This window comes from Saccharothrix sp. ALI-22-I, from assembly GCF_001984175.1.
In the GTDB taxonomy this organism is placed as follows: domain Bacteria; phylum Actinomycetota; class Actinomycetes; order Mycobacteriales; family Pseudonocardiaceae; genus Actinosynnema.
On the sequence record NZ_MTQP01000067.1, the window covers coordinates 430,105 to 447,101 of the forward strand.

15 protein-coding genes are annotated in these 16,997 nt (G+C 70.4%); 5 read left to right on the forward strand and 10 right to left on the reverse strand.

Annotation, left to right across the window (positions count from 1 at the left end):
* Positions 1-11 precede the first annotated feature (11 nt).
* The 7 genes from ALI22I_RS34490 to ALI22I_RS34520 all read right to left on the reverse strand — a co-directional run bounded on the left by ALI22I_RS34490 (position 12) and on the right by ALI22I_RS34520 (position 8,301).
* Positions 12-1,613, reverse strand: a complete 1,602-nt coding sequence (locus tag ALI22I_RS34490; RefSeq protein WP_202971139.1) for a pectate lyase family protein — start codon at positions 1,611-1,613, stop codon at positions 12-14.
* Positions 1,614-1,769: 156 nt separating this feature from the next.
* A complete protein-coding gene (locus tag ALI22I_RS34495) occupies positions 1,770-2,930 on the reverse strand; it encodes a glycerate kinase family protein (RefSeq protein ID WP_238598722.1) in 1,161 nt (386 codons plus the stop codon).
* A gap of 236 nt (positions 2,931-3,166) precedes the next feature.
* A complete protein-coding gene (locus tag ALI22I_RS34500) occupies positions 3,167-4,555 on the reverse strand; it encodes an SLC13 family permease (RefSeq protein ID WP_238598723.1) in 1,389 nt (462 codons plus the stop codon).
* Between the two features lie 400 nt (positions 4,556-4,955).
* On the reverse strand, positions 4,956-5,621 hold the full coding sequence (locus ALI22I_RS34505; protein ID WP_077009729.1) for a response regulator transcription factor: 666 nt from the start codon (positions 5,619-5,621) through the stop codon (positions 4,956-4,958).
* The gene (locus ALI22I_RS34510; RefSeq protein ID WP_202971140.1) at positions 5,618-7,072 is read right to left on the reverse strand and encodes a sensor histidine kinase; all 1,455 of its coding nucleotides are present in this window, start codon (positions 7,070-7,072) and stop codon (positions 5,618-5,620) included. The genes ALI22I_RS34505 and ALI22I_RS34510 overlap by 4 nt, the downstream gene beginning before the upstream one ends.
* Complete coding sequence (locus ALI22I_RS34515; protein WP_083752226.1) at positions 7,059-7,373, reverse strand: hypothetical protein; 315 nt, start codon at positions 7,371-7,373, stop codon at positions 7,059-7,061. Before ALI22I_RS34515 ends, ALI22I_RS34510 begins: the two co-directional genes overlap by 14 nt.
* 61 nt (positions 7,374-7,434) lie before the next feature.
* On the reverse strand, positions 7,435-8,301 hold the full coding sequence (locus ALI22I_RS34520; protein ID WP_238598724.1) for a PaaX family transcriptional regulator: 867 nt from the start codon (positions 8,299-8,301) through the stop codon (positions 7,435-7,437).
* Between the two features lie 136 nt (positions 8,302-8,437).
* Here ALI22I_RS34520 and ALI22I_RS34525 point away from each other — a divergent pair, with 136 nt between their 5' ends.
* From ALI22I_RS34525 to ALI22I_RS34540, 4 genes are all read left to right on the forward strand, one after another.
* Positions 8,438-9,493 carry an aromatic ring-hydroxylating dioxygenase subunit alpha gene (locus ALI22I_RS34525; RefSeq protein WP_077009730.1) on the forward strand — a complete coding sequence of 352 codons (1,056 nt, stop codon included), beginning with the start codon at positions 8,438-8,440 and terminating at the stop codon, positions 9,491-9,493.
* Positions 9,490-9,756, forward strand: a complete 267-nt coding sequence (locus ALI22I_RS34530; RefSeq protein WP_077009731.1) for a hypothetical protein — start codon at positions 9,490-9,492, stop codon at positions 9,754-9,756. Before ALI22I_RS34525 ends, ALI22I_RS34530 begins: the two co-directional genes overlap by 4 nt.
* Before the next feature lie 12 nt (positions 9,757-9,768).
* Positions 9,769-10,731, forward strand: a complete 963-nt coding sequence (locus ALI22I_RS34535; RefSeq protein ID WP_077009732.1) for a PDR/VanB family oxidoreductase — start codon at positions 9,769-9,771, stop codon at positions 10,729-10,731.
* Positions 10,732-10,829: 98 nt separating this feature from the next.
* On the forward strand, positions 10,830-12,662 hold the full coding sequence (locus tag ALI22I_RS34540) for a cellulase family glycosylhydrolase (RefSeq protein ID WP_077010147.1): 1,833 nt from the start codon (positions 10,830-10,832) through the stop codon (positions 12,660-12,662).
* 298 nt (positions 12,663-12,960) lie between these two features.
* Here the strand turns inward: ALI22I_RS34540 and ALI22I_RS34545 are convergent, their stop codons facing one another.
* Positions 12,961-14,256 (reverse strand): isocitrate lyase/PEP mutase family protein, encoded by a 1,296-nt coding sequence (locus ALI22I_RS34545; RefSeq protein WP_077009733.1) that lies wholly within the window; start codon positions 14,254-14,256, stop codon positions 12,961-12,963.
* Positions 14,257-14,321: 65 nt separating this feature from the next.
* Between ALI22I_RS34545 and ALI22I_RS34550 the strand changes: the two genes are divergently transcribed.
* On the forward strand, positions 14,322-14,999 hold the full coding sequence (locus ALI22I_RS34550) for an ArsR/SmtB family transcription factor (RefSeq protein WP_238598725.1): 678 nt from the start codon (positions 14,322-14,324) through the stop codon (positions 14,997-14,999).
* A 118-nt stretch (positions 15,000-15,117) separates the two neighbouring features.
* On the opposite strand, the gene ALI22I_RS34555 is transcribed toward ALI22I_RS34550, so the two are convergent.
* Positions 15,118-15,867 (reverse strand): PP2C family protein-serine/threonine phosphatase, encoded by a 750-nt coding sequence (locus tag ALI22I_RS34555; protein WP_077009735.1) that lies wholly within the window; start codon positions 15,865-15,867, stop codon positions 15,118-15,120.
* Positions 15,868-15,922: 55 nt separating this feature from the next.
* On the reverse strand, positions 15,923-16,978 hold the full coding sequence (locus ALI22I_RS34560; protein ID WP_077009736.1) for an ROK family transcriptional regulator: 1,056 nt from the start codon (positions 16,976-16,978) through the stop codon (positions 15,923-15,925).
* Positions 16,979-16,997: the final 19 nt, after the last annotated feature.

The following is a 16,997-nucleotide window of genomic DNA, read 5'->3' on the forward strand; positions in this document are numbered from 1 at the left end:
CACGACGAGGATCAGCTCCCGATCTTCCCGACGCCCGCGCCCGCCGTGACGATGGCCTTGACGCTGTTCGGGTCGTCCAGCGTGTAGGCGTAGTAGTCCCGCGCCTCCTGCACGCTGCCGCTGCAATCCGGCTGGCCCGCTTCATCACCGGCGAACACGTTGTTGCGAGCCACACAACGCCCGCCCGGACCGGCGTAGCTGTTGCTCACCGGCTCTTCCACGTCCTCGAAGTAGTTGCCCTCCACCAGGCAACCCCCGTCCGCCTGGCACGCCACGCCGACGTCGGTGTTGTGGAAGTAGTAGTTGTTGTAGAGGTGCACCGGCTCGCCGAACCTGACCCGCGGGTTGCGCTGCGGGGTCTCGTTGAACCAGTTGTGGTGGTAGGTCACCTTCAACCGGCCGATGTCCTGGGCGCCGTTGCTGTCGTCGTGGCCCAGCAGCATGTTCTTGGCGTGGTCGTGGGTGTGGTTCCAGGAGACGGTGACGTAGCTGGACCCGCGCTTGATGTCGATCGCGCCGTCGTAGCCGTTGGACAGGTCGTTGTGGTCGAGCCAGACGTGGTGGGAGAACATCTGCACGTTGATCGCGTCGTCCGCCCAGTTGCGGAACACCAGGTTGCGGACGATGACGTTGTGCACCGCGTCGGCCGGTGGCGCGGTGATCTCGGAGATCGGCAGGCCGATGTTAAGCCCGCCCCCGGTGAGGCCGGAGGCGGAACCGATGCCGACGATCGTCTTGTCCGACGTGACGTCGTGCATGGGGCCGGGCAACGCGATCATGCCGCGCACGCAGATGTTCAACGGCCCGGCCTGCGCGATCGCGGCCAGGAACTCCGCCGCCGTGTCGACCTCGATCGTCGGCCCGCCCGCGCCGCCGGTCGTGCCGTTCTGGCCCCAGGCGTCGACCGAGGCGAACCCGGTCGGCGTGCCCGTGGTGGGGCAGGTGCCCGGCTGCGGCGGGGTGGTGGTCGTGGTCGTCGTGCTCGTGGTCGGCCCGCCGGGGCCCGCCACGTCGGTCACCAGCACGTCGTCGAAGGACGCGGCGGCGTAGTAGCTCGCCAGGCCGATCCGACCGCTCGCGAACGTGGTGTCGGTCGCCGTCACGACCTGGGTGCCGTCGAGGAAGCCGCGCAGCGTGCTGCCGAACACCTCCAGCCGCAACGTGTACCAGGTGCCGACGGTCACCGTGGCCGGCGCGGACGCCAGGGTGGTGAGCCCGCCACCGGCCCGTTTGCCGAGCACCACCGATCCCGCGTTCGACAGGCCCAGGTAGTAGTAGTTGCCGGTGTTCTGCACCCGCGCCGTCACGGCGACGTGCCGGTTCGCGCCGTTGAACGCGGTCGGCTTGACCCGCACTTGCGCCGTCTGGCCGGACCAGACCGAGCCCGCCAACGCCCTGGCGTCGGAACTGGTGCCGGACTGCCGCCAGGCCCGCGACCCGTCGGTGACCACCGACCAGCTACCGCCGCTGGAACTCCAGCCGGTCGAGTTGCCGTCCTCGAAATCGTCGCCGAACAGCGTGGCGGCCGACGCCGTCGGCACCACCAGAACGGCCACCGCGAAGATGAATCCGCTCGCCACCGCGGCGAGCGAGGCCAATCTGTGCTTGCTCAATCGAGCCTCCTGTTGCGAATACCCGGAAGTTCACGCTGGTGAATGCGTTCACACAGGTGAACCCGGTTGCCGACAAACGGAGGCGGCGGTTGGCGGCACGCTATCGAAATGCGGTCGATTCCTTACCGGCGACGTTAATCACTTGTTTCCACAGCGTCAACGCCGCATTGAGGCGCCGACGAGCACCATGCGCAGCACGCGCTCGGTGGCATCGGTGAGCAGTTCCGCCGCGTTGTCCATCGCCTCGGCCAGCGGCACGGGAGCCGCCAGGATGCCCGCGTACGCGTCGATGCCCACGTCGTGGCTGCGCCGGGCACCGCGCCCGATGGTGCCCGCCAGCGCGATCACCGGCTTGCCCTGCCGCTTGGCCCGCCGGGCCACCTCGGCGGGCACCTTCCCGTGCGGTGTCTGGAAGTCGATCGCACCCTCGGCGGTGATCACCAGGTCGGCGTCGGCCAGCCGGGCGTCGAGGTCGACGTGGTCCAGCATCACCTCGAAGCGGGGCGTCAGCGTCGCGCCGAGCACGGCGGCCAGGCCCGCGCCGAGCCCACCGGACGCGCCGCCGCCGGGCACGTGCCGCACGTCCACGCCGAACGTCGAGTGCAGCACGCCCGCCCAGCGGTCCATCGCCGCGGCCAACTGTTCGACCTGTGCCGGGCCGGCTCCCTTCTGCGGTCCGAAAACCCTGGCGACGCCGCGGTCGCCACACAGCACGTTGTGCGGGTTGCAGGCCAGCGTGAGCTCGATCTTCTCCAGCCGGGAATCGAGTCCGGACACGTCGACGTGGCGCACGTCCACCAGCGCGCTCCCACCGGGGACGAGGTCCTCGCCCCGTTCGTCGAGCAGCCGGACGCCCAACGCCCGCAGAGCGCCCGCGCCGCCGTCCGAGGTGCCGGAATCACCGCAGCCGACCAGGACCCGCTCGCAACCGGCGTCCAGCGCCGCGCCGATCAACTCGCCGACGCCGTAGGTCGTGGTCGCACCCGGGTCGCGGGCGTCCGGCGGCACCAACCGCAGCCCGGCCGCCGCCGCCATCTCCACCACCGCGGTACGCGGGCCGGGACCGCCGAGCACCGCGAAGTGCGACCGCACCGGGTGGCCGAGCGGTCCACTGACCACCACCGGCACCAACTCACCGTTGGTGGCCGCCGCCAACGCCTTCGCCGAGCCCTCGCCGCCGTCCACCAACGGCACCTGGTCGACCACGGCGCCGGGCACGACGCGGCGCACGCCCGCCGCGATGGCCTCGGCCACTTCCTCCGCGTCGAGGCATTCCTTGAACCCGCTCGGTGCAACGACGAACTTCAGCGGCATCATGACTTTTCCTCCACAGTGGACAATCAGCGGAATGGTCGGCAGGGCCGGGACGTCCGCTGGTACGGTCGGTGTACTCCCGCCGTGCGCCGGCACCCCAAGCCACGTCACCCGAGTGAGCGACTTGAGTGTCAATGGAAGATTTTTGGGAAACTTTCCGCGCACCATTGACGTTGCCGGGTTAAGAAGGAGGCGGCGGCGCGGCGGGGACAGGCACCAGGTTCACTCAGCAGGTCCACTCAGCGCAGTGGCAGGCCGAGGTGCGGCCAGACGACGAGTGCGAACCCGAGCACGAGCGCGGCGTTGAGCGGTGCGAGCAGCGCCGAGAGCTTGAGCAGATCGGACCGGATGTACGTGGCCGTGCCGGGCACGGCGGCGAAGATCGCCACCGGCTTGGCCGAGGACGGCATGGTGTGGCAGAACCCGGCAGCCGCGGTCGAGACGAAAGCCACCGCGGCCGGGTTCAGCCCGAGCGCCGCGGCGAGCGGGATGAGCACCGGGACGAGCACGCTCGACCGCGCGGACCGGGACTGCACCAGCAGGTGCGCCGCCGTGCTGACGCCCACGACCGCGGCCAGGAAGACGAGGTCGCCACCGCCGAGACCCGCCATGTTCCCGGTCAGCCAGGCAGCAGCCCCGGAGCCCGTCAACGCCGTGCCGAGGGCCGCGGTGGCGGCCATGAACAGCAGCAACGACCACGGCACCCCGGCCAGCGCGGGGCCGAGCGCGACGGTGCCCAGCTTCGGCGACGTGATCACCAGCGCGGCGGCCAGCGCCACCACCGCGGCTGGCACACCGTGCCAGGGCTCGCAGATCCAGGCCGCCGACGCCAGGCCCAGCACGATCAGCGCCCGGCGTTCCGCCGGTTCGAGGTGACCGGAGCGCGGGGCGTTGGCCAGCCGGCCCAGCCGGTCGGCGTCGACGCGCAGGCGTCGCACCCGGTCGGATCGGCGGGTGAACAGCAGCAGCACGACTTCGGCCGCCGCGTGCGATGAGATCACGGCGAGCGGCAGCCCGAGCAGCAGCCACTGGCCGAAACCGATGCCCGCTCCGGTCGCGGTGAGCAGCAGGTGGCTGGTGATCAGGTGCGCGCCGGCGCCGATCAGGGTCGCGACGGCGGAGAGCAGGATGACCGTGGGGAACAGCAGGGACAGTGCGCGAACCACTCGCGGCCGGTCGGCCAGTCCTTTGGCCAGTGCGAGGAACACGGGCAGGACCAGCGCGGCGCGTCCCGAGGTGGCCGGCACCGCGAACGCGGTCAGCACGAGGGCGACCGTGACCAGGTGCGCCAGTTGCCGGACGCTGCGCGCCCTGGCGACCAGACCGACCGCCACCCGCGCGGGCAGGCCTGTCGCGCCGACACCGGCCGCCAGGACGAACGCGGCGATCAACAGCCAGATCGTGTCACCGCCGAGCGCGCCGAACAGCTCGTCACCACCGAGCACGCCGAGCAGGACCAGCAGCAGCGCGGCGGAGAGGGCGACGTACGTGTCGTCCAGCCCGGTGAACACCCAGGCGGCGACCGCGACGGCGAACACGAGCAACGTGGCCTTGCCGTCGGCAGGCAAGCCGGTGCCACCGACGAGGAGGAACAGCGCGACCGCGCCCACACCCAGCACACCGATCACGGCCTTCACCACGGCTCGCTTGCGCCCCGGCACTGCGGTCCGCCTGCGCCCCGGCCGGCCCGACGCGTTCCGACCCGGCGCATTCCCGCCCGAAGCATTCCGACCCGGCGCGTCCCTGCCCGGCGCGTCCCTACCCGGCGCGTCCCTACCCGGCGTGGTCAGGTTCGGCGTGTTCAGGTTCGGTGCGGTCCGGTTCGGCGTAGTCCCGGCCTGAGAGGTCCCGGCCTGAGAGGGCTTGATCGGCACAGTTCTGGCCGACGTCCAGGGTGGCGTCGTGTTCCCGTCTGTCGCGACCTTCATGACGACCAGCCTGTGGCCGGCGGCTGAACGATCCGTGAGCGCTTGATGAAACTGCCCTCATGTGTGGACGGGTCGCCCGACCGCAGTGGTCTTGCCGGGATCAGACCCCGAGGCGGTAGCCCATCCCCCGCACCGTCTGGATCCGGTCGTTGCCGATCTTGCGGCGCAACGCCCGCACGTACACGTCGACCACGTTCGAACCCGGATCGAAGTCGTAGCCCCAGACGTGCGAGAGCATCTGCTCCCTGGACAGCACCTGGCCGGGATGCCGCAGGAACAGTTCCAGCAAGGCGAACTCCCTGGCCGTCAGGTCGACGACGGCATCGGGCAGTCGGGCCCGTCGGGTGCGCAGGTCGAGTGACAGCTCGTCGTGCCGCAGCACGGTCACCTCGGGTGCCCGGTCCGCCGGCCGCAGTCGCAGCCGGACCCTGGCGAGCAGCTCCTCGAACCGGAACGGCTTGGTCATGTAGTCGTCCGCGCCGCCCTCCAGGCCGGCGACCGTGTCGTGCACCGAGTCCCGGGCGGTCAGGATGACCACCGGCGTGGCCACCTTGGCCTCGCGCAGGGCGCGCAGCACGGCGAACCCGTCCCGGCCCGGCAACCCGAGGTCCAGCACGACCAGGTCGAAGTCACCGGTCAGCGCCCAGGCCAGCGCCGTGTCGCCGTCCCCGACCACGCTGGTGGTGAACCCGTTGGCGCGCAGCCCTTTCTCCACGAACGACGCGATGCGCTGCTCGTCCTCGACGATCAGTATCCGGCCGCTCATCCCACACCACCCTCCACAGCAGACGGTCCGGTCGGCAGTTCGATGCCCACGGTGGTGCCCTTTCCCGGTGAGGAGAGCACCTTCACCGTGCCCCGGTGCCCTTCGGCGATGGCCTTCACGATCGCCAGCCCCAGCCCGGCGCCGCCCCGGTCGGCGGGCCTGCTCGAACCCCTGGCGAACCGCTCGAAGATCCGCTCCAGGTCGGCGGGCACGATGCCGTGGCCGTCGTCGCTGATCCACAGGGACACCGCTCCGTCCCCCAACGCCGAACCGAGACGGATCTCGTCACCCGCGGAGGTGTGCTGCACCGCGTTCTGGGCCAGTTGCACGACCGCCTGGGTCACCCGCTGCGGATCGAGCCGCACTGTTCCCTCCCCCAACGCCTCCAGCACCCACCTGCGCGGGCCCAATGCCCGGACCTTGGCGTCGATGTCGCTGGTCAGCTCCGCGAGGGACACCGGTTCCGGGCGCAGGAAGTCCGGCCGCTGCGCCTTGGCCAACAACAGCAGGTCCTCCACGATGCGGCTCATCCGGTCCAGTTCGTCGGTGCACAGCCGAACCACCTCGGCCCGTTCCACCGGGTCGTCCCCCATCACTTCCAGGTGCCCGCGCACGATCGTGATGGGGGTGCGCAGTTCGTGGCTCGCGTCGTCGATGAACTCTCGCTGCGCCCGGAACGCCTGTTCCAGCCGGTCGAGCATGGCGTTGAACTGCTCGGCCAACGCTGCGATGTCGTCCCGGCCGTGCACCGGGATGCGGCGCCTCAGGTCCTCCTCGCCGATCTGCGCCGCGGCCGACCGGACCATCCGCAACGGCGCCAGGATCTCGCCCGCGACCAGCCACGCCACCACGGCCGCGACCACCAGTCCCACCGCGCTGACCAGCACCATCAGGTCGATGGTCTGGCGGTCCTGCGCGCCGAGCCCGGTCAGGAAGTAGCCGGTGACGAACCACCCGCCCGCGCCGTCGCCCGTCCCCTCCCGCGGCAGGGCGTGCACCTTGCCCCAGCGGAACGGCCCGGCCGGGGTGTCCGCCTCGCCGTAGGGCGTCGGGGAGGCGACGATCCGCCGCAGCAGGGCGTCGTCGGCGCCGATGTCGTACGGTGGTTCGCCCTGACGCAGCGCGCGCAGCCGGTCACCGGTCTCGGTGATCCCGAGGTGCACCTCGAACGCGTCGGGGTACTGGGCCCGGAGATGGGCCTCCAGCAGTTGGTGCGGGTCGCTGATCGGCTGTCCGGTGGACGGGTCCTTCGCCACGCCGGCGAAGTTGCCGAACTCGCCCGCCTCCTGCTCGATCGCCCTGGCCACCCGGTCGTCCATGCCGGAGGCGAGCAGCTGCCAGACCACGAGCACGACGGTGGTCAGCACGAGGACCATCAGGCCGAGCATCCACGCCATGATCTTCACCCTGGCCGGGATGCGGGTGCCCCGCACGGGATCAGTCGTCGTCATCGTCATCGTCTCCGACCGGCGGTGGCGGGGGTACTACCGTGGTCAGGGGCGCTTGCGGTGGCGGTTCCTGGGTGGCCGGTGGCGGCGATGTGGTCGGCGCCGACGACGTGGTCGCACTGGGCGGCGGGGCGGACTCGCCGATCGTCACCTCGGCGGGCATCCGGGGCGGCTCGGCCTGTCCGGCGAGCGTGAAGACGACGAAGACCGCGGCGAACAGGGCCGCCGCTGCCGCGAGCAGAGCTGCGGTGCGCCGCGAGGGGATCACGCGTCCGAGCATCGTCGTCGACTCCGGCGGAACCATGAAACGACCATGAGGATTTCTTCATGGAACGACGCGGCGGCCCGTCGACCGCCCGCGGCCCTCATGCGCCGGTCGACGGGCCGTCGACCGGGATGGTGTCCAGCACCGACTCCGCGATCGACCGGGCCGGCTCGCGGTAGGCCTCGGCGAGGCCGTGGAAGACCTGTTCGGCGCGGATCGCGGGCCAGTCGGCGGGCAGGTGCTCGGCGGGCAGCCGGGGGTCCTGCCGGACCAGTTGCAGCCATTCGGTGTGCAGCAGCAGTTGCCGGGCCAGGTCGTCCGGGGCGTCGGGCAACGGGAACTCGCCGTCCCAGCGGCGCAGGAACGCGTGGTAGCGCTCCGCGATCGCGGGCACGTCGAACGCGGCGTGCACGATCTGGTCGGCCTCGGTCGGCTTGGCCGTGTGCGCGGTGAACACGTTGAGGTGGTCGTTGAGGTCGAGGTCGTCGACCAGGTTGGGCACGTCCACCACGCCGGGGGCGACCCACAGGCCGTTCTGCAACGGGCCGAACCCGCCCCAGACCAGACGGGAGCGCAGGTCGTGCCGCTGGCTGCGCCAGGATTCGGGCAGGGAGAACCCGACCATCGTCCAGGTGCCGTCCCAGTCGCTGTTGACCGCGCCGCTGTACCAGACCCGGTGCTCGCCGTCGTCCAGCACGGCCGCCGAGCGTGCGGTCAGGCCGAAGTACATCCGCCTGCCGTTGCGGTGCCGCACCAGGAGGTCCCGCTTGACCATCCGGGTCAACGTCGAGCGGACCGCCTCCTCGGAGACGCCGATCCGGGCGAACACGTCGATCACGCTGCCGGAGAACACCGCGATGCCCCGGTTGAGCACGTGAACGCCCAGGAAACTGAGCATGAGCGACTGCGGCCGCGCCGACGCCTCCTGCCCGGCACCCCGGACCGGCGGATCGTCGTGCGAGGTCACCGGGCTAGCGTAACCGGAGCCGTTCACGGGCGTCCTCCTTCGTCGAGACGATGTTAGGCACATTCTTGACGGCCGACACGTAGGAGCCTAACTTCGACGGATACCCCACCTCGCCACACCTGGAGGTAACAGAGTCATGACGTTCGCACGCAACCAGTGGTACGTGGCGGCCTACGGCCACGAGATCGGGCGCGAGCTGTTCGGCAGGACGATCCTCGGCGAGCCTCTGGTGTTCTACCGCAGTGAGGAGACGGGCGAGGTCGTGGCGCTGGCCGACCGGTGCGTGCACCGGCGCTACCCGCTGTCGGAGAGCAGGCTCGAAGGCGACACGATCGTCTGCGGCTACCACGGCTTCACCTACGACAAGACCGGCACCTGCGTGTTCGTACCGGGGCAGGCACGGATTCCGCGCACCGCCCGGGTGGCGTCGTACCCGGTGGTCGAGCAGGACACGTTCGTCTGGGTGTGGATCGGCGAGCGCGACAAGGCCGACGAGGCGCTGATCCCCCGGGCGCCCTGGCTGGCCGACCCCGCGTACACCACGGTGTGCGGGATGGAGCCGCTGGCCGCGCGGTACGAGCTGCTGGTGGACAACCTGATGGACCTGTCGCACGAGACCTACCTGCACGGCGGCTACATCGGCACGCCCGAGGTGGCGAACACGCCGATCACCACCGAGGTGGACGAGGACAACAAGGTCATCTACGTGAGCAGGCACATGGCCGACGCCGCCTGCCCGCCGTTCTACTCCAAGTCCACCGGCATCGAGGGCCGGATCACCCGGTGGCAGGACATCGAGTACCACCCGCCGTGCCTGTACCTGCTGCACAGCCGGATCGCGCCGGTCGGCGTGCTGCCCAACGAGGACGGCACGGACCCGGACGCCTTCCACGTCGAGGTCGTCTACGCCATCACCCCGGAGACCGAGCACAGCACCCACGACTTCTGGGCCGTGGCGCGGGACTTCGCCCTCGGCGACCAGGAGGTGTCGGACTTCCTGCGCGAGAACAACCGCACGGTGGTGATGCAGGACGTCGTCGCGCTGGACATCCTGGAGCAGGTGATCCAGAAGGAGCCCGCCGACTACCAGGAGCTGTCGGTCAACATCGACACGGGCGGCCTGGCGGCGCGGCGCATCCTCAAGCGCATGGCGGCCGAGTCCGACGAGCCGGTGAAGGCGGCCAGGGCATGAATGACCGGGTCGCGATGCTGCGCGGCAACACGGTCTACCGGATCCACTGGGAACTCGGCACGGACGTGTTGATCGGCGTGTGCCATTGCGGCGCGGAGCACGAGTCGGAAGACCCGATCGAGCTGTGGGAGTGGCTGCTGGCCCACCCGGAGGGCCACGAACCACCGGCCGCCGACCGGCAGCCCGACCAGCCTCCCGCCGATCAACCTCCCGCCGACCGTGAGCCCGTTGTCGACCGGCAGCCCGTCGGGGCCCAGGCCTGAGGAGAAGTGCGGATGACCACGTTCACCGAGCCGCGCGCCGTGGTGGAGTTCGACGTCCTGCTGGAGCACAAGGAGGTCGTGGCCGACGGCGTGGTGCGGCTGACGCTGCGCCACCCCGACGGCGAGCCGTTGCCCGCCTGGGAGCCCGGCGCCCACCTCGACCTGGTGCTGGGGCCTGATCTCGTGCGGCAGTACTCGCTGTGCGGCGATCCGGCGGACCGTTCGGTGTTCGAGGTGGCCGTGCTGCACGAGCCGGCGGGCCGCGGTGGCTCCCGGCACGTGCACGAACAGCTCGCGACGGGCAGCACGCTGCGCATTCGCGGGCCGCGCAACAACTTCCCGCTGGTGCCGGCGGAACGCTACCTGTTCATCGCGGGCGGTATCGGCATCACGCCGATCGTGCCCATGCTGGCCGCCGTCCACGAGCGTGGGGCGGACTGGCGGCTGCTGTACGGCGGGCGGACGCGTTCCTCGATGGCCTTCGTCGCGCAGTTGCGGGAGCAGTACGGCGATCGGGTGATCGTCGCGCCGCAGGACGAGACCGGGCTGCTGGACCTCGACTCCTTCGTTTCGTCGGAGGCGCCGGAGACCGCTGTGTACTGCTGCGGGCCGGAGCCGCTGCTCACCGCCGTGGAGCAGCGGCTCCCACCCGGTCGCGCGCACGTCGAGCGCTTCACGCCCAAGGCGGGCGCCGACAGCGGTGAGCGCACGTCGTTCGAGGTGGAGCTGGCGCAATCGGGTCGGACGCTGGTCGTGCCGGAGGACAAGTCGATCCTGCACACCCTCGAAGAAGCGGGCGTCACCGTGCTGTCCTCCTGCCAGGAGGGCACCTGCGGGACGTGCGAGACGGGCGTGTTGGAAGGAGTGCCGGACCACCGGGACTCGCTGCTCAGCGAGGAGGAGAAGCAGGCCTGCGACGTGATGATGATCTGTGTGTCACGGTCGTGCGGGCCGCGATTGGTGCTCGACCTCTGACCTCGTTCGCTTGTGCGACGCCGTTGATCCGCTACGCTGAACGTGAAACGTCTTCATCTTCGGCGGAGTGAGAGGCGGACGTGCTCGTGAAGCGATCGATGCTCGTGGTTGTGCTGCTGTTGATGTCACTGACGACACCCAGCGTCGCGGTCGCGGAAGGCCTCCCGTTCGACGGCGCCACGCTGGTCGTTGCCGACGGGACGTTCCGCGATCAGCACGGGCGTGAAGTCGTGCTGCGCGGGTTCAACGTCTCCGGCACCGCCAAGCTCGCCGAGAACCGGGGCCTGCCGTTCGCCGGCACGGCGGACGCCCGGTCGTCGGCGGTGGCGATGCGCCGGCTGACCGGTGCCAACGCGGTGCGCTTCCTGCTCACGTGGGCGTGGGTCGAGCCCGAGCCGCGGCGGATCGACCACGCCTACCTGGACCGGGTCACCGAGCAGATCGGCGCCTTCACCGACCAGGGCATCCGGGTCTACCTCGACTTCCACCAGGACCTGTACTCGCGGTACATCTTCAACCGCGACAGCTGGTACACCGGCGACGGTGCGCCGGAGTGGGTCGTGCGCGCGGGCAATTACCCCAAGGAGTCGTGCGGGATCTGCGCGCACTGGGGCCAGAACATGAAGAACAACAACGCGGTCACCGCCGCCACGTACGACTTCTGGCACAACCGCGAGGTGACCACGTCCGCGGGGTCGATCCGCATCCGCGACGAATTCCTGTACCAGGCGGGCGAGGCGATGCGGCACGTGAAGTCGCGGCTGTCCGCCGAGGCGTTCCGGCTCGTGCTCGGCGTCAACCCGCTCAACGAGCCGTACGCCGGGAAGTACGACCAGGGGCAGGACGGCGTGAGCTGGGAACGTGACCTGCTCTGGCCGTTCTACCAGCAGTTCCGGCAGCGGATGGACGACGCGGGGTGGGCGGACAAGCCGGCGTTCGTCGAGCCGCTGGTGTTCTGGAACCAGAACGTGGACTTCTTCGCCGAACCCGGTGGGTTCCCCGGCATTTCCACCCTCGGCAACCGTTACGTGTTCAACTCGCACTTCTACGACGGCGCCGCGCAGTCCGGTGTGCTCAAGCCGGGCAAGGCGGCCGACGGCGAGTACACGGCCGCGTTCGGCCGGATTCGTGACCGGGCGAGCGCGCTCGGCACGGCCGGGATCGTGTCGGAGTTCGGGCACCCGGTCTCGGGTTACACCTCCGACAAGAACCCGACCGTGCTGAAGGCGATGTACCAGGCGTTGGACTCCCGGCTGTCGGGCGCACGGTGGTGGGCCGGCGCGGCGGGGTCCGGCCCGGTGCTGTCGGGCAGCCAGTGGCACTGGGACGTGAACTACGGGCGGCACCACGAGCTGATGAACGACAACCCGGACAAGGTGCGCACCGAGGGTGACGCGATGAACGACGAGCACTTCTCCGCCGTGCGCCTCGACGACAGCGGGAACGCCGTGCTGACGGTGGAAAGCCGCGTCGTCGACCGGCTGTTCCCGCGCGCCGTCGCGGGCAAGACGCTCGCGTTCACGTACGAGGACCGCGCCCGGGACGGCAGTACCGTCCTCTCCTGGAACAAGATCCCCGACACGATGCCCGCCGTGCGCGCCCTGGTCGGCACTGGCCAGTTCGGCGTGCTCGTCTGGCGTTCCAGCGGCCTCACCGCCCCGACGGAACTGCACCTCCCGTCGTCCTTCACCCCTGCCTCCACGACCGTCGTGAGCACCCTGGCCACCCTCACCGGCCTCCCCTCCTACACCGGCACCGAGCGCGTCTCCGTCGCACCGGAACCCGGCACCCCCGGCGTGAACCGCCTACTCCTGTCCACCCCCACCCCCGGCCTGCACTTCGCCCTGATCACCAACACCCCGTCCCCCGGATCCCCCACCGCCGCCGCCGCCGAACTAGCCACCTGGGCAGCAGCCACCTTCCCCAACTAACCCTCCCGAGAGTCGAACCCTCAGGCCCCGCGTGTCCAACGTTCACGTCGCGCGTGTCCAACGTTCAGAACAGGCGTGTCCAACGTTCAGAACAGGCGAGTTGAGCACTCGGAACGTTCGGGCCCCGCGCTCGCCTGTTCTGAACGTTGAACTCGGGGGTCCTGAACGTTGAACTCGGGGGTCCTGAACGTTGGACACGCGCGTTCTGAACGTAGGACACGCGCGTTCTGAACGTAGGACACGCGCGTTCTGAACGTTGGACACGCGCGACGTGAGGGTTCGACTCTCGGGGTTTGGGTTATGAGGTGGGGGTTAGGGACTGGATTTGGTTGTAGGTGGGGATGTTGGTGGGTGTGGGGGTGCCGTCTCGGACGGCTTCGGCGGTTCGGACGGCCTCGCCTAGTGCGGCGCGGAAGAGTAGTGAGCCGGTGCTGACTCGTCGGACGCCCAGGTCTTGCAGGGTCTTGATGTTCAGCTGTGCCAGGACGTTCAGGGGGACGGGGACGGCGGCGACCACGTCGGCGATTCGCCGTTCGTCGTTCAGTCCGGGGACGAAGATGCCGTCGGCGCCTGCGTCTACGTATCGCAGGGCGCGGTCTACTGTGGAATCCCGGTCCACGGTCAGCCAGTGCGTGTCGACGCGGGCGTTGACGAACAGTCCGGGTGCGGCCTCCTTGAACGCCCGCACGATCGCGGCCTGATCGGCGGGGTCGGCCAAGCCTTCGCCGCGTCCGTCCTCGACGTTGACGCCGGCCACGCCCAGCTCCCAGAGCTCTGCCGCCAACGAACGCACGTCACCGCCGAAGCCGGCTTCGACGTCCACCGTGACCGGCACGGGCAGGCGGACCAGCATCCGGGCCAACGCCAACGTCTCCGCACGCGCCGCCCCCGCCGCGTCCGGGATACCGTGCGCCGCCGCGACACCCAGGCTCGTCGTGCCGACCGCAGGGAACCCCGCCCGCACGAAAGCCGCCGCCGACGCGAAGTCCCAGGCGTTCGGCAGCACCAGGAACCCGTCGTGCAACCGGTGGAACGCCCGCGCGCCCTCGACCAACGCCAACGCGTGCGCCCGCCCCGGGCACTCGTGCCGCCCGGCCCCGAACCAAGCGTCACGAAGATCCACCTCGACCACCGCACCATCAGGCGCGACCCGGCGGGTGATGGGGACCGGCGGCTCGACCCCGGCGATCAACGCCCGCGTCGCGTCACACGCCTGCACCAGCAACCCGATCCGGTTGGCCGTCTCCTCGTCCCACACCCCACCACACGCGGCGACCAGCCGTGCCACCGCCTCATCGGCCTCACGTGTCACCGCAACATGCGGCTGATAGCAGGTGGCCACCACCGCCACATCCGACGCGACCGACCGGGGCAGCCCCAACGCCTCCGCCAACACCGCCACCGGCATCCCCGCCCGCCGCAACGACTGAATATCCACAGTGGACAGAGTCCGTCGCGCGAACGCCCGCCGCCGCTCGTGGTCCGCACCCTCGCTGAACCGCGCCCCACCGGCCCGCAGCCACGCCACCCCGGACTCCGCTGCGGGCACTGGCGTTACGACGTAAGCCTTGCTGTGCAGAACTTCCGAAGTCATGCTGCGAACATAAGCCTTACTTACTTCGGCGCACACCGAAGCGTCGGGCGCGCACAATGGCGGGCATGGCAGCCGACGAACTGGCGAACCTGGCCGCGTTGCTGGCCGACCGCAGCCGCGCCCGGTTCCTGCTCGCGCTCATGGACGGCAAGGCGTGGACGTCCAGCGAACTGGCCAACGCCGCCGAAGTCGCACCCTCGACGGCCAGCGAGCACCTGACCCGGCTCGTTCAAGGCGGACTGCTGGTCGAACGCCGCCAGGGCCGCCACCGCTACGTCCAACTCGCCGGCCCGAAGCAGGCCCGGCTGCTCGAAGACCTGCTCGGCTACCTGGGACCGACCGAACCGCCGAAACCCACGCTCAGCGCGTCCGCCGCCAACCAGGCCCTCCGACGCGGCCGCACGTGCTACGACCACTTGGCCGGACGGCTGGGCGTGGCCATCACCGACGCCATGACCGCACGCGGCCTGCTCACCGACGACCTCGCGGTCACAGACCAGGGCCTCGCATGGCTCAGGGACGAACTCGCGTTCACCCCACCGAGCACTCGCCGCCCGCTCGCCAAAGCATGTCTGGACTGGACCGAGCGCCGCTCCCACCTCGCGGGCACGGCGGGCGCGCACGTGTGCGCCCAACTCCACGCCCGCAACTGGGTCCGGAAGATCGGCACGAGCCGCGCCGTGCGCCTCACCCCGACCGGCGAGGCGGCACTGCACGACCTGCTCGGCGTCTCAACGCCCTAGACCCTGGCTCAACGCCCTAGGCCCTGGCTCAACGTAGACCCTGGCTCAGCGCCCTAGCCCGTCCTGGCGGCGTGGACACGGATCAGCACCCTGGCTCTCAGCGCTCTGAAGCCAGGGGTCAGCGGGTCAGCCACTTCGGCAGCCACGAGGAGTTGCCCGACGGCAGCACGTCGATCACGACGCAGGTGATGTTGTCCGGTCCGCCGCCCGCGTTCGCCGCCTGGATCAACGCCTGCACGGTCTCGTCACCGTCCGAGGTGGCCGCCAGCAGTCCGGCGATCTCGGCCGCGCCGACCACGTCGGACAGACCGTCCGAGCAGATCAGGTACCGGTCGCCCGCCTCGACGTCCTGGAAGAACAGGTCCGGGTCGTGCGCGCTGCCCGCCTGGAGCGCGCGCATGAGCATGGACCGGCCGGGGTGCTCGGCGGCCTGTTCGGCGGCCATCCGACCGTCGTCCACCAACGCCTGGACCATGGTGTGGTCCCTGGTGATCTGGGTCAGCTCGCCCTCGCGGACGAGGTAGCAGCGCGAGTCGCCGATGTGCCCGACCGCGAACCGCTCCCCGTCCCACACCAGCGCGGTGAGCGTGGTGCCCATGCCGCGCATGTCGAAGTTCTCCTCGGCCAGGTCCGTCAGCCGGATGGCGATCTCCCGCGCCGCGCCGGACAGTTCACCGAGGGGGTCGTCGGCCTCCACGTCGAGGTCGGCCAGCACCGCCACCGCGATCGAACTCGCCACTTCGCCGTACGCGTGACCGCCCATGCCGTCGGCGACGGCGAACAGGCGTTCGCTGAAATACACCGAGTCCTCGTTCGCTTCACGGCGCAGGCCGGGGTCGGTGCCGACGGCGTACCGGAGCGCATACATGCTGCACAGTGAATCACCCGCACGGGTGCCCGTGAGCAGGGCATCTCCAAATCAGTCACCTAGGGCGGCCGTAGAACTCGCTCAGGAGGAGCATGGCCGCACCCGCCGCGACCACATCGTCACCCAACGGGGTGATCGACACGTCCACCGGAAGCCACTCGTCCTTGGGCAACCGGGCCCGCACACCATCCAGGTAGGCGGCGGGTTCGGCGAGCACCGCGCGACCGGCCAGCACCACGTGGTCGATGTCGAGCAGCTGCACCAGATCGGCCACGGCCACGCCCACTATGGACGTCGCCTCCACCAGGTCACCGCGTGCGGCGGCGAGGTTGTGCAGCGCCTCGATGCACCCGCTCCGGCCGCACACGCACGGCGGGCCGTCGAGCTGGATGGTGGTGTGCCCGTACTCGCCCGCGTTGGTCCGCACGCCCCGGTGCACGCGGCCGTCGAGCAGCATCCCGATGCCGAGACCGGTGCCGACGAGCACGAGCACCGCGTCCCGCAGCTCCTCGCCGCGCCGCCACGCCTCGGCGACAACCGCCGTGTTGGTGTCCTTGTCGAGCACGACCGGCAGGCCCAGCCGCTTCTCGGCCAACGCGCGCAGCGGCACGTCGTGCCACGCGGTCAGGCCGGTCGGGTAGTGCACCACGCCGGTGCGGTGGTCGAGCGGTCCGACGAAACCGATGCCCACCCCGAGAAGCCGGTCGCTGCGGAGCCGGTCGCTGCGCAGGCCGTCGACCAAGCGGTTGAGCTCCTCCACGAACGTCGGCGGGTCGAAGTCGCGCGGGAGTGGTGCGACGGCGCGGTCCAGCACGGTGCCCGCGAGGTCGGTGAGCACGACGCGCAGTTCGTCCCGTTCGACCTGGGCGCCGAGCGCGAGCCTGCTGTCCGCGACCAGCTTGAGCAGGGTGCGCGGCTTGCCGACGCCGACGTTGCGGGTGCCGGACTCGACCAGCAGACCGTCGACGATGAGCCTGCTCACCACCTTGGACACCGCTTGGGGGGTGAGGCCGCTGCGGTCGGCCAGTTCGACCCTGGTGACCGCGCCGGACCGGGCCAAGCCCAGCACTACCGCGTCGTTGTACCCCCGCAGAAAGCGCAAGTTGGCCACGGGTCCATCATCGCACCTG